Source organism: Vibrio sp. ECSMB14106, from assembly GCF_000972265.1.
GTDB classification, from domain to species: Bacteria; Pseudomonadota; Gammaproteobacteria; order Enterobacterales; family Vibrionaceae; genus Vibrio; species Vibrio kanaloae.
Genome location: NZ_LAUM01000026.1, coordinates 1 through 13,784, shown reverse-complemented (window position 1 = coordinate 13,784; position 13,784 = coordinate 1). Strand labels below are relative to the sequence as shown.

12 protein-coding genes are annotated in these 13,784 nt (G+C 42.5%); 7 read left to right on the top strand and 5 right to left on the bottom strand.

The window, feature by feature from the left end; genetic code table 11:
- The first annotated feature begins 163 nt into the window (after positions 1-163).
- Positions 164-1,093: an SPFH domain-containing protein gene (locus tag WR49_RS16100; RefSeq protein ID WP_046224680.1), complete on the top strand. Its 930-nt coding sequence runs from the start codon at positions 164-166 to the stop codon at positions 1,091-1,093.
- A gap of 3 nt (positions 1,094-1,096) precedes the next feature.
- The gene (locus WR49_RS16095; protein ID WP_046224679.1) at positions 1,097-1,546 is read left to right on the top strand and encodes an NfeD family protein; all 450 of its coding nucleotides are present in this window, start codon (positions 1,097-1,099) and stop codon (positions 1,544-1,546) included.
- Positions 1,547-2,114: 568 nt separating this feature from the next.
- Here WR49_RS16095 and cueR read toward each other — a convergent pair.
- The 5 genes from cueR to zipA form a co-directional block, all read right to left on the bottom strand.
- On the bottom strand, positions 2,115-2,507 hold the full coding sequence (cueR, locus tag WR49_RS16085; protein ID WP_017056369.1) for a Cu(I)-responsive transcriptional regulator: 393 nt from the start codon (positions 2,505-2,507) through the stop codon (positions 2,115-2,117).
- Between the two features lie 93 nt (positions 2,508-2,600).
- Positions 2,601-3,404 (bottom strand): DUF2057 family protein, encoded by an 804-nt coding sequence (locus WR49_RS16080; RefSeq protein ID WP_017056368.1) that lies wholly within the window; start codon positions 3,402-3,404, stop codon positions 2,601-2,603.
- Positions 3,405-3,501: 97 nt separating this feature from the next.
- A complete protein-coding gene (locus WR49_RS16075; protein ID WP_017056367.1) occupies positions 3,502-4,602 on the bottom strand; it encodes a porin in 1,101 nt (366 codons plus the stop codon).
- A 524-nt stretch (positions 4,603-5,126) separates the two neighbouring features.
- A complete protein-coding gene (ligA, locus tag WR49_RS16070; RefSeq protein ID WP_046224678.1) occupies positions 5,127-7,139 on the bottom strand; it encodes an NAD-dependent DNA ligase LigA in 2,013 nt (670 codons plus the stop codon).
- 92 nt (positions 7,140-7,231) lie between these two features.
- Positions 7,232-8,266, bottom strand: coding sequence for a cell division protein ZipA (zipA, locus tag WR49_RS16065; protein WP_046224677.1), 1,035 nt, complete (start codon positions 8,264-8,266; stop codon positions 7,232-7,234).
- 228 nt (positions 8,267-8,494) lie between these two features.
- Here zipA and cysZ point away from each other — a divergent pair, with 228 nt between their 5' ends.
- The 5 genes from cysZ to crr all read left to right on the top strand — a co-directional run bounded on the left by cysZ (position 8,495) and on the right by crr (position 13,481).
- Positions 8,495-9,253: a sulfate transporter CysZ gene (gene cysZ / locus WR49_RS16060; RefSeq protein ID WP_046224676.1), complete on the top strand. Its 759-nt coding sequence runs from the start codon at positions 8,495-8,497 to the stop codon at positions 9,251-9,253.
- Positions 9,254-9,475: 222 nt separating this feature from the next.
- A complete protein-coding gene (cysK, locus tag WR49_RS16055) occupies positions 9,476-10,444 on the top strand; it encodes a cysteine synthase A (RefSeq protein WP_046224675.1) in 969 nt (322 codons plus the stop codon).
- A 302-nt stretch (positions 10,445-10,746) separates the two neighbouring features.
- A complete protein-coding gene (locus WR49_RS16050; protein WP_004734263.1) occupies positions 10,747-11,004 on the top strand; it encodes an HPr family phosphocarrier protein in 258 nt (85 codons plus the stop codon).
- A 136-nt stretch (positions 11,005-11,140) separates the two neighbouring features.
- The gene (gene ptsI / locus WR49_RS16045; protein WP_017056362.1) at positions 11,141-12,865 is read left to right on the top strand and encodes a phosphoenolpyruvate-protein phosphotransferase PtsI; all 1,725 of its coding nucleotides are present in this window, start codon (positions 11,141-11,143) and stop codon (positions 12,863-12,865) included.
- A gap of 106 nt (positions 12,866-12,971) precedes the next feature.
- Positions 12,972-13,481 (top strand): PTS glucose transporter subunit IIA, encoded by a 510-nt coding sequence (gene crr / locus WR49_RS16040; RefSeq protein ID WP_004737851.1) that lies wholly within the window; start codon positions 12,972-12,974, stop codon positions 13,479-13,481.
- Positions 13,482-13,784: the final 303 nt, after the last annotated feature.

Below are 13,784 nucleotides of genomic sequence, written 5' to 3'. Positions count from 1 at the left end.
GTGATAAAGTCACCCTTTAGCTTGTCGTAAAAAAAAAAAGCAAAACGGGCTATAAAATCAATGTTTTATAGCCCGTTTCTCATTTATAAATTTGCTCAGATTTTAAATATGAGCCAGTATCAATAGTGGACTATCAAAAACTTACACTTACAAAGGATTTTGTATGGCTATTGATACATTAATTACTATTGGCATCTTTACTGCCGTCGCATTACTATTTATTTTCGCTGGTGTGAAAACCGTCCCACAAGGCAATAACTGGACAGTTGAACGCTTCGGGCGATATACCTTAACGCTCAAGCCGGGTCTTAACTTAATCATTCCATTTATAGATAAAGTAGGACAGCGCATCAGCATGATGGAGCGCGTTCTCGACATCCCAGCGCAAGAAGTCATCTCTAAAGACAACGCGAACGTAGTTATTGATGCGGTTTGTTTTGTTCAGGTTATCGATGCCCCTAAAGCGGCCTACGAAGTGAACGATCTTGAGCATGCGATTCGCAATCTAACCCTCACCAATATCCGTACAGTACTTGGGTCTATGGAGCTGGATGAAATGCTCAGCCAGCGTGACATGATTAATACCAAGTTACTGAATATCGTCGATCAAGCAACCAACCCTTGGGGCGTAAAGGTGACGCGTATTGAAATTAAAGACGTACAACCACCCGCTGACCTTACCGCTGCGATGAATGCCCAGATGAAGGCAGAGCGAAATAAGCGTGCTGATATACTAGAGGCAGAAGGTGTTAGACAAGCCGAAATATTGAAAGCGGAAGGTCATAAGCAATCAGAGATCCTGAAAGCAGAAGGTGAAAAACAAGCAGCGATATTGCAAGCCGAAGCTCGTGAGCGTGCCGCAGAGGCAGAAGCGAAAGCAACAGAGATGGTTTCGACAGCGATTGCTCAAGGTGATATGCAAGCCGTAAACTACTTTATTGCGCAGGGCTACACTGAGGCACTAAAGTCGATTGGCCAAGCTGAAAACGGCAAGATCATAATGCTACCACTCGAAGCCACAGGCCTAATGGGTTCTGTAGCTGGTATCGCTGAAATGTTTGCACATAAGAGTGACAAAGGCAGTAAGGACTAACTTATGGTCGAATTACTAGAACAAGTAAACCATTGGCATTGGTTGGCGTTTGGTCTAGCGTTGCTAGCACTTGAGTTAATTGGAACCGCTGGTTACTTTTTATGGATAGGCATATCTGCCATGCTGGTCGGTGTCCTTTTGGGTGCTCTACCTATTGGCTGGCAGATGCAATGGTTATCCTTTGCTAGCTTCTCGTTGATCACCACTTGGTTGTGGTGGAGAAGACAACTGTCTAATGACAAGCACTCAGATGCGGGGCGAGAGTTAAACCAAAGAGAAAAACAACTGGTAGGTCAAACCGTTTTTCTTACCGAAGCCGTTAACAAAGGTAGCTGTAGAATTAGGGTCGGTGACTCTTCTTGGTCTGCAAAAGCCAGCCAAGATATTCCATCTGGCACCGAAATTAAGATTATCGCTTTAGACGGAATAGTTCTAATAATAGAACCTTTATAATCAAGTGCTATATAAAGCCTGCAGTTTCAACAGATGCAGGCTTTTTTGATTTTCGTGTCTTAATAATATTCGAATTATCATTGCGATAGATTGAATTGAAAAGAAAATAAGTTCTTATTTCGTAAAGCTAAAAAGTTTGATTGAGCTAAAAAGCTATAAGAAAGTCAGATTTCTTTTCCATTATATATATGAATAGTTAGCCTTATTGCCGCTTAATTATAATTATTAAAAATGTTAAGTCCGTCTGGTTTTTGAAATTTTTATTTCCTTGTCCATACTTTGACTTATCTCAATCAGAGATAAACCTAATGGAGTTCGTATGAGACATCTTTTAATAATTCTAACGGCTGTTTTCAGTTTATCATTTGGAAGCGCTCTAGCGAGCAGTCAGTCTCCAGGTAACGGAAATATGGGGCCTATAGTTAAGTGTTTGGATGGTAACGCGGTCACGCATGTGCCATTGCTGATCTGTAAACATTACGGCGGAAAAGTGCTGTGATAAGAGATTAAAGTCAGGCTAGTAATATAATTTACAGCCTGACAATTATTGGTAACGGAGATAACCTAACTAACTGCGGCCAGATAGATTGTTTAAAATAGGGCATTCCGTTGAAGCATCGCCGGGGCAGTCTTGTACCCAAGCTTGGAGTTGAGTTTTCATCTTATTTAATTCAGCAAGCTTTAATTCTATTTCATCTAACTTCTGCGTTGCTTTCTGCTTGACCTCGTAGCTTTGCCTATTGGGATTCATTGCCAACTCAACCAGTGATTTACACTCATCAAGGGTAAACCCAACCATTTTAGCTCTTAATACAAATTCTAACTGTTCGATGTGAATCTCGCCGTATTGTCTGTAGCCGTTTTCTGAACGAAGTGGAGGACTCATCATTCCTTTGCTTTCGTAAAAACGAATGGATTTCGCTGTTGTACCAACACGTTTCGCTACTTCACCAATATTCACAATCTTACCTGTAAGCCTAAAATGTATCACCGCAGTACTGTTGTTATACAATACTGCGGTTGAAAAACATAGCTAGAGCGTAACGTTAGAGGCTTACTCTTGCTCTAAAAGCCAAATCATAGTTTGAGATTTTTCTTCACTGTCTAGCTTGTTGAACCAGTATGAAACCATTTCGATTTCTTTGGAGCCTTCTAGTAGTGCAGGTGTTGCGTTCTTGCGATTTTGGAATGCCCAATTCGTCACTGCCGATTGCTCTTCTTTTGTCGCTTGACCATACCAGTAGTTAACCATCTCTTGAGCTTGTGACGCCTTTGGCTCTTCAGCAACTACAGCTGCAACAGGCGCAGCTACTGGAGCGATAGCAATCGCAGTATGATTATTGGCGCCATTGTAAATTGTGTCGATATACGCTTTCGGCACAATGAAAGTTGTACTCATTATTGAGTTTTGTCCATCAAGCGTAAACTCTAAATTCTTTTCTCTTGCTTGCTGGATATCAGCTTCGCTTAGAGGAAACTTAATATATTGAGTTTTTGTACAGTGTTCGCTGCAGCTCTCTCTTGGAACTTGTCTATCTTCTAACTCTATCGTCTTACCAAAAAAGCTTACGGTTTGGTACTCTTTGTAACTTTGGAAGTAACTTACATCCATAGTAATTGACGATTCTGGAGCTGAATTCTGTGTTACTTCTTTATTGTACGTAAAGTAGAGCGATGACTTGATAATGTCTGCGCCTACATTTGCTCTGTTTTCTGCAACATAAGATTGGCCAGTCACTTGAATGTAGCCACCTTTTGACTGCACATCTGCAACTGAATCTGCGAAATTACTTTGTGAATCGAGTGAACTACAAGCTCCCAAAAATAATGATAATACAACCACACTAACTTTATTCATTATGACTAATTCCTTATGTTCACTATGGAAAAACGCTGGCAAAAAAATTTACCAGCGTTTGGGTTTTTATCTAACTGTTTAAGCTGATAATTCTAGCTTAGAAACCGTACTCAAGACCAACGCGAGTTACGATATCTGTATCAGCGTCACCAACAGTACGGCCCGCAACACGTAGGTAAGGTACGAATCCGTTGTGCACTGCCATTAGCTGACCAGAGATAGTATTGCTATCTGTATTAGCTTCTTTGCTACCGTTAAGTTCAGACTCTAGGTTCGCTGCGTAACCCAGTTTAAAACCAATTGGACCATTCCAGTATTGGCCAATGATAGAGTAAGAATCTTGTGTTTGCTTACGGATGCCGTTATCTAGCTCTTCACCTTTAAATGCAGCCGCAAAGCCGAATCCTGCAGGTAGGCTAGCCTCAAAACCAACGATGTATGCGAATGTATCATCATCGTAGCCAGCGACTTCAGGAGCTTGCTCAGGGTTACCATTCTCATCAAATGACCAATCACCACCAGTAGCGGCAACTACACGAGTACCAGATTCAACTGCACCCATAAATGTTACTTTTTCGAAGCTGTATTTAGCGCTTGCGCCAAAGAAGTTAGCATCACGAGTCGCTGCACCACCACCGTTGTCGTTATCATCACGACCAACAGAAGCTGCAAAAGAGAAACCACCAAATTTAGCTGAGTCGTAACGTACTTGGTTAGATTGACGATCGTAGTGACCATTGATGCCGCCCCAATCGAATACAGAGCCTAGACCAGGGTTAGAGAATGGCCAGTCGACAATTTCGTATAGTGGCGTAAGAACACGACCCACACGTAGATTACCCCAAGAGCCAGAAGCACCAACAAAAGTATCACGGAAACCAAGCACACCGCCTGAAACGCCACCATGTCCCCAGTCTGTACTATCTACGTAACCAGATTCGATCTGCATTGTAATTAATACGTCATCAAACATATCTTTATGAGCACGGAAGCCGATACGAGATTCATTCTCTACTGCGTAACCAGAGCTAGAGTCATTATTATCAGTTGTGTTGTAGTTAACTAAAGAGATAGCCGCAACACCGTAAACATCAACGTTGAAGTCAGAGTTAATACCAACTTCTTTCGCCATTACGCCTGTTGATAAAAGTGCAACTGAGGCACCTAGTAGAGTACGTTTGAAAATTTTGTGTTCCATGGAATAAAACTCCTAAAAATGGATATAGCTGTTTAAATATTCCTCACCTAAAGTTGGCCGCCGTAGAGAGAAATACCTTTTCTTGTTTGAGAACCCTTAACACTGAATTCTCTATTTCCTTTCTGGTTATACACATCGTGTGCATCCATGGCATTAAGACTAACTTCGCCCTCAAAAAGATCAATGAGAACTTAATTTTCATCTAAAAAAATATGAGTTAGTGCAAATTTACTGGGTGCTTAGTGATCTCGGTCGATAAATTGTAAAACCTATACAATAAACCAGTTTAGTTCATTTAAATCAATGCTTTAACTTAAATTCAATTTCCATAAAATTGAAGTGACTCGCATTTATCTTACAACCAAAATGGTATTTCATTAATATTGAACGCCATCACTGTCCTAACTTAATAGTTCGTATAGGAACAAAATTCTCAACAATTAAAAAGACTATCAATTTATAACAAACACAAAAAAGGCACTCCCTTGAAGGAGTGCCTTTGAGCTTTTTTTATCTGAATTTACTTACGAAATAAGGGCAATTAGATCTTCTTCTGTTCTTATTTCGATACCTAAATCTTGTGCTTTAGTTAGTTTAGAACCTGCCGCTTCACCAGCGAATAAGATGTCGGTTTTCTTAGATACGCTGCCCGTTACTTTCGCACCTAGCGCTTGTAATGCAGCTTTAGCTTCACTTCGACCAAGTTGAGAGAGTGAGCCTGTTAACACAACGACCTTACCTTCTAATGGTAGTTCTTGGTCATCGGCAGCCTCTTCGAGCTGTGGCCAGTTCACACCAAGTTCTACTAGCTGGTCGATTACTGCTCTGTTTTTCTCTTGTGAAAAGAAACCTGTGATATGGCTAGCGACGATGTTACCAATATCTGACACTTCGACTAACTGCTCGTGAGTTGCCGCTTGAACCAGCTCTAGCGTCTTGAAGTGCTGCGCTAGGTTCATTGCCGTTGCTTCACCTACTTCACGAATACCGAGTGAATAAAGAAAACGCGCTAATGTCGTCTCTTTGGCCTTATTAAGCGCACTCACCACGTTTTGTGCTGACTTAGGCCCCATTCGGTCAAGAACCGTAATCACGCCTGCACTGAGCTTAAACAAGTCTGCTGGAGTTTCGACCATTTCGCGATCTACAAGCTGTTCTATTACTTTCACGCCCAGCCCATCAACGTCGAGAGCCTTTCTCGAAACAAAGTGTTTAAGCGCTTCTTTTCGCTGTGCTTGACACACCAAACCACCAGTACAACGCGCAACAGCCTCACCTTCGACACGCTCAACGGCAGAACTACATACAGGGCAAGCATCAGGGAAAACAATGTCTGTCGCCGTAGCTGGGCGGCGATCTTGTACAACGGCCACAATTTGCGGAATCACATCACCAGCTCGGCGGATAATAACGCTGTCGCCTACCTTCACACCTAAACGAGCTATCTCATCAGCGTTGTGCAGCGTGGCATTACTTACCGTTACGCCGCCAACAAAGATAGGCTCTAGTTTAGCGACAGGCGTAATAGCCCCTGTACGGCCAACTTGAAACTCAACGTCATTTAACAGAGTGATTTCTTCTTGAGCCGGAAACTTGTAAGCAATAGCCCAACGAGGCGCCCTAGCAACAAAGCCAAGCACTTCTTGCGCCGCAATATCGTCGACTTTGATAACCACGCCATCGATCTCATAAGACAGAGCATCACGACGTGCCATAATATCTTGGTAGTACGCCTTTACATCCTCTAACGAGCTCAACTGTTTAGTTTCAGGACACATTGGCAAACCCCAGCCTTTCAGCTGCAAGAAGCGTTGATAGTGGCTCTTGGAAAGCTCTGCGCCTTCTACAACACCAACACTGTAGGCATAAAAAGCCAGAGGTCGTTTAGCCGTAATACGTGAATCAAGCTGACGTAGGCTACCAGCAGCGGCATTACGTGGGTTAACAAAGACTTTCTCACCTTTTTTCAACGCCAGTTCGTTCAGTTTATTGAAGCCCGCTTTTGGCATAAATACTTCACCACGAACTTCAATACGCTCTGGCCAACCTTTGCCTTGCAACTTAAGTGGAATCGAACTGATCGTGCGCACGTTTTCTGTGATGTTTTCACCAACAGCACCGTCACCACGAGTCGCAGCCTGAACCAAGGTTCCATTCACATAGAGCAAGCTTACTGCAAGGCCATCAAGCTTAGGTTCACAACAGAAAGTTTTGAGGTTTGCGGTTGGAGCTCTATCAGACATGCGCTTATTGAACGCATCCAAGTCTTCGTCAGAGAATGCATTGTCCAGAGAAAGCATTGGGATTTCATGGGTCACTTGAGTGAAGCCATCTAAAGGCTGACCGCCGACACGTTGACTTGGCGAATCAGCCGTCACGAGTTCAGGGTTTTCTTGTTCGATTTTTAGCAACTGTTGCATTAATCGATCGTACTCGACATCAGGAATCTCTGGAGTATCTTCTACGTAATAACGAACGGCATGATAATGCAGAGTTTCTCTTAACTGCTCTAAGGTAACTTGAATCGATTCTTTCATATCATTCTCTATCGTGATTGAAATATCAAAAAGGGCTCCCTTAGGAGCCCTTTTCTATAAATATAGATTATTTACAAGGCTAAAGAATACGGCTAGGCATTCGATGCCATCATAAAGTCTCTGATTTGTTTACGGTAGTCAGACAAACGGCTTGGTGTCATTAAATTGCGAGACTCATCTAGGACATTTCCACCCATATCGTCAGCAATTTTTTGCGCTGCACTCAACATCACATTGAAGTTTTGATCAGCTTGACCGTAGCATGGCAGCGTCATAAAGAATGAAATGCCTTTCGTTGTAAAGTCAGCAGGATCATCGTGTTCTAGGGTACCGGGTTGCATCATATTTGCTACGCTGAAAATAACTTTTGGATCATCACTAGGTTGTGCAAAGCAGTGATAGATAGACATTTCACCATAAGTTAGACCATTGTTCTCCATGCTACGGAAGAGTTCAGTGCCAATAAATGGAACCTCTCCAGCGCAATGTACATTAAGAACGATCACTTCAAGACCAAGGTCTTCATCTTGCTTTACTTCTGACTCAATTGATGAGGCATCTTGTGGAACAATGGTTTCTTCAGCAACGACCGGCTCACTGGACACCAATGGTTCTTCAATCGTTTCATCTACTTTTTCCTCAAGCGAGCCATATTGTTCTTGAAAACCAGCGTGACTTTCTTTTTGCTCATCGGTCAGCTCAAAACTTGGAACTTCAGGCTCAACAACCTTCTGTTCTTCAACCTCTTTAGATTCGCTTTCAACCTTGATTGGCTCTTCAACACTGAAAGAAGGAAGATCATTCAATTCAATATCATCTTCGTAAACTTCTTTCATTGGTGGTGCTGTTAGCGGATCTGAGTCAATCAAAGGATCAGTCTCGGATGGTGAAGCAGCAAAATCCGGCTCTTTACGTTCTTTTCTGATTATCTCGAAATCATCTTCTGGGGCGAATGAGCGGTTTGGGATATTTTCAGGCTCACCTAAGCGATCGTTTTCAAGCTTACCAAGCGGCTTATCTCCAAACTTTGCTTTCCCTTCTTTCTTACTCGTCCACAGACCGTGGAACAATAATGCGGCGATAGCTAATGCGCCAACAATAATGAGTACAAATCGCAATTCCTGCATTTTTCGCTCTCAGCTTTCGTAGTCACTAGCTATTAAAACGCTGTCACTAAGTTAGGTTAATTTGACCAATCTCACTACTCTATCAAAAGTAGCCACCGTTTTAGAACAACTTAATACAATTAGTTCCTTACTTGATGTGATTTTCGCCACGCTTTTTTTCTTAATTTCGGTCGAGTACACTAGAGATGTTTGCTATTTAACCAAATTCACATGTGACCCAATTTAAATATGACTATTGAATCTATTCCTCGCTCAGGCTTTGGCTACTTTATTTTCGGAATAAAGATCGCTTTATCACCGAGTATTCGTAAGTTTGTACTACTTCCTCTTATCGCTAACGTATTACTTGTTGGTGGTGCTTTGTTTTATATTTTCTCTAACCTAAACACTTGGATTGAAGGATGGATTGGGGCATTACCAAGCTTCTTATCATGGTTGTCATATATTTTATGGCCACTACTAGTACTAACCGTATTGGCAACATTTTCGTATTTTTTTAGCACACTCGCTAACTTCATCGCCGCACCGTTCAATGGCTTGCTCTCGGAAAAGGTAGAAGAACTGCTTAGCGGCAATAAAGTCAATGACGACGGTTTACTCGATGTTCTCAAAGATACGCCACGTATATTAGCCAGAGAATGGCGCAAGCTTGTCTACGTTTTGCCAAAAGCGATCGGCTTATTCCTACTTTTATTAATTCCAGCACTGGGGCAAACCGTTGCACCATTTTTATGGTTCATCTTCACCGCATGGATGCTCGCAATCCAGTACGCTGATTACCCATTTGATAACCATAAAATAAAATTTGATGATATGAGAAACAATTTGAAACAAAAACAAGGTAAGACCTATAGCTTCGGCGCGCTTGTTTCTGTTTTTACGACAATCCCAATTTTAAACCTGATCGTGATGCCAGTCGCGGTTTGTGGCGCCACAGCCATGTGGGTTGTTGAGTTTAAAGACCAAGCTCTGCGTTCTCGTCTATAACCTTCACTCTCTCTTTAACAACGCCTATCTTCTTTAAGTTCTGACCTCAATAAAGGTAGGCGTGACCTCCGCTACATATCTATATGATATAACTTTTTAATCCTTTTACTTTTTTTCAACTTGTTTACCCTAAATTCAAGCTAAACAAACATCGAAAGACACTAGACGGTAAAGTGATTGATATACTACGTTTAGTTCTGTCATTAAATGAAGGAATATCGCATGAGCAAGATCTACGAAGACAACACCCTAACGATTGGTAACACGCCTCTAGTCCGCCTTAACAAAGTAAGCAAAGGTAACGTTCTAGCTAAGATCGAAGCTCGTAACCCAAGCTTCAGTGTCAAGTGTCGTATCGGGTCAAACATGATCTGGGAAGCAGAAAAAGCAGGTACTCTGAAACCAGGTATCGAGCTTGTTGAGCCGACCAGTGGTAACACAGGTGTTGCACTTGCATTTGTAGCAGCCGCACGCGGTTACAAGCTAACGCTAACGATGCCTGAGTCAATGAGCCTAGAACGTCGTAAGCTACTTAAAGCGCTTGGTGCAAACCTAGTGCTGACTGAAGCACCAAAAGGCATGAACGGCGCAATCGCCAAGGCAGAAGAGATTGTTGCTTCAGATCCAGAGAAATATCTACTCCTACAACAATTCAACAACCCAGCAAACCCACAAATTCATGAACAAACAACAGGTCCTGAAATTTGGGAAGCAACTGATGGTGAAGTCGATGTGTTTGTAGCCGGTGTTGGTACGGGCGGTACTATCACAGGTACGAGTCGCTACATTAAAGGTGAAAAAGGCAAAGCCATCACCTCAGTAGCAGTTGAACCAGCAGAATCTCCAGTGATTGCACAAGCGCTTGCGGGCGAAGAAATCAAGCCGGCTCCGCACAAAATCCAAGGTATTGGTGCTGGTTTCATCCCAGGAAACCTAGATTTAGACATTATTGACCGCGTAGAATCGGTAACTTCTGAAGAAGCGATTGAGATGGCTCAACGGCTAATGAAAGAAGAAGGCATCCTAGCAGGCATATCATCTGGCGCCGCAGTAGTAGCGGCAAACAGAATTGCAGAACTCCCTGAATTTGCAGGAAAAACCATTGTTACCGTGCTACCAAGCTCTGGTGAACGTTACCTAAGTACAGCCCTATTTGCAGGTCTCTTTACGGAAAAAGAGAACCAACAATAATATGTGGTCAAATCAATTTTTCGTCCAAAAAAGCCCCGTTTAGGGGCTTTTTTGTTGATCCCTGCCCTACCTTTGGTAATATCGGGTCTGTTTTATTTTTCGCTTCAAAATAAAAGAAGCAATAAACAAATTCAGAAAGTCATGAGTACTCAACAAAAGATGACCATGGCTGGATAAAAATTTATAACCAGTCTAAGTTCTAACACGAACATGGCGTACCAGTCTCTAGCGCATTTGGGCTAAAGCAGTTAAGCTAATCTGGTTACAAACTTACAAAAAATAAATTAATTGGGGTATATAAAATGTACGAGAAGCAAGTAGAAATCACAGCAGAAAACGGCCTTCACACTCGTCCAGCTGCACAGTTCGTAAAAGAAGCAAAATCTTTCGACGCTGACATCACTGTGACTTCTAACGGCAAAAGCGCTAGCGCGAAAAGCCTGTTCAAACTACAAACTTTAGGCCTAGTAAAAGGGACTAACGTAACTATTTCAGCTGAAGGCCCTCAAGCTCAACAAGCTGTAGACCACCTAGTTGCTCTTATGGATCAACTACACTAATACGGTCTCCTTCTTTCAAAGCCATTTTGCATATCAAAGTGGCTTTGTTCGAAATAGATAGGAATAAGCGCGGCATTAGTCGACGACTTAAATTTACACACTCTCCCGTTTACAGTTGAACAACTAAGGTAAAGCTATGATTTCAGGCATCCTAGCATCTCCTGGTATTGCTTTCGGTAAAGCACTACTACTTCAAGAAGATGAAATTGTCCTAAACACTCAACCTATCTCAGACGCTCAAGTTGAAGCAGAAGTTCAGCGTTTCTTTGACGCTCGCAACAAATCTTCTCAACAACTTGAAGTTGTTAAGCAAAAAGCACTTGAAACTTTTGGCGAAGAAAAAGAAGCAATCTTTGAAGGCCACATCATGCTGCTTGAAGATGAAGAGCTAGAAGAAGAGATTTTAGCACTCATCAAGAAAGATAAAATGCACGCAGACAACGCGATCCACACTGTGATCGAAGAGCAAGCTGTTGCACTAGAGTCTCTTGATGATGAGTACCTAAAAGAACGTGCAACTGATATCCGTGATATCGGTACTCGTTTCGTTAAAAATGCACTAGGCATCAACATTGTTTCTCTAGCAGACATCAATGAAGAAGTTATCCTAGTTGCTTACGACCTAACGCCATCTGAAACTGCACAAATCAACCTAGACTACGTTCTTGGTTTTGCTTGTGACATCGGCGGTCGTACATCTCATACTTCAATCATGGCACGTTCTCTTGAGCTTCCAGCTATCGTTGGTACTAACGATATCACTAAGCAAGTTAAGAACGGCGACATGCTTGTGCTGGACGCGATGAACAACAAGATCATCATCAACCCTTCTGAAGCAGAACTAACAGAAGCTAAGAAAATCAAAGCAGATTTCGAAGCAGAAGCGGCTGAACTAGCAAAACTAAAAGATTTGCATGCTGAAACTCTAGACGGTCACCGTGTAGAAGTTTGTGGCAACATCGGTACAGTAAAAGACTGTGACGGTATCCTACGTAACGGCGGTGAAGGTGTTGGTCTGTACCGTACTGAATTCCTATTTATGGACCGTGACGCGCTTCCTACTGAAGAAGAGCAATACGCTGCTTACAAAGAAGTAGCAGAAGCAATGGAAGGCGAGTCAGTGATTATCCGTACTATGGATATTGGTGGCGACAAAGACCTACCATACATGGACCTTCCACAAGAGATGAACCCTTTCCTAGGCTGGCGTGCAGTACGTATCAGCTTGGATCGTCGTGAAATCCTACGTGACCAACTGCGTGGTATCCTACGTGCATCTGCACACGGTAAACTACGTATCATGTTCCCAATGATCATTTCTGTTGAAGAGATCCGTGAACTGAAAAAAGCAATCGAAGAGTACAAAGTTGAACTTCGCGCTGAAGGCCTAGCTTTCGATGAAGAAATCGAAATCGGCGTAATGGTTGAGACTCCAGCAGCTGCTGCAATCGCACATCACCTAGCGAAAGAAGTATCTTTCTTCTCTATCGGTACTAACGACCTAACGCAATACACTCTTGCGGTAGACCGTGGTAACGAAATGATTTCTCACCTATACAACCCGCTATCTCCTGCTGTTCTTACAGTAATCAAGCAGGTGATCGACGCATCACACGCTGAAGGCAAATGGACAGGTATGTGTGGTGAGCTTGCTGGTGATGAACGTGCGACGCTACTTCTTCTTGGTATGGGTTTAGATGAGTTCTCTATGAGCGGTATCTCTATCCCTAAAGTTAAGAAAGTAATCCGTAACTCTAACTTCGCTGAAGTTAAAGCTATGGCTGACGAAGCACTATCTCTACCAACAGCTGCTGAAATTGAAGCTTGCGTAGAAAAGTTCATCGCTGAGAAAACTCAGTAATCGCCAAATGCTTAATAAAGTTAGACGGCTAAAAATAGTCGTCTAATTTGTTAGATTGGTATAGTATATTCTATAGAATAAAACTAAACGTTAGGAGCATGACACAATGGGTCTGTTTGACAAACTGAAAAAGCTTGTATCTGATGACAGCGCTGATGCTGGTGCAATCGAAATCATCGCACCTCTTTCTGGTGAAATCGTAAACATCGAAGATGTGCCAGATGTAGTTTTCGCTGAAAAAATCGTTGGTGACGGCATCGCGATCAAACCAGCTGGCGACAAAATGGTAGCTCCAGTTAACGGTACTATCGGTAAGATCTTCGAAACTAACCACGCATTCTCTATCGAGTCTGACGACGGTGTTGAGCTTTTCGTTCACTTCGGTATCGATACTGTTGAACTTAAAGGCGAAGGTTTCACTCGCGTAGCTGAAGAAGGTCAATCTGTTAAAGCTGGTGACACTATCATCACTTTCGACCTAGCGCTTCTAGAAGAGAAAGCGAAATCTACGCTTACTCCAGTTGTTATCTCTAACATGGACGAAATCAAGGAGCTGAACAAGCTTTCTGGTTCTGTAACTGTTGGCGAAACTCCAGTTCTTAAAGTAACTAAGTAATCTCGATTACTTATCTGCTTTAATTAAAACGCTACCTAAGGGTAGCGTTTTTTGTGCCTGCTTACTTTGCTAGTTCCTTGAATAGCGGCGCTGAGTCACACCTCACCTCGTTGTAAATACGCCCTCAGTCAACTACAGCAATACCAATCATTAGTTGCCAACAACCCCCTTACTTTCTTGTTAAAGCGACTTAAAGCCACCCTAGACGCTGCCCCTAATGTTAGAGCGCGCTGTATAATTTCGACAAACAACAGGCAATAAAAAACCCAGCCGAAGCTGGGTCTGTTTAGCGCTCATCTCTCA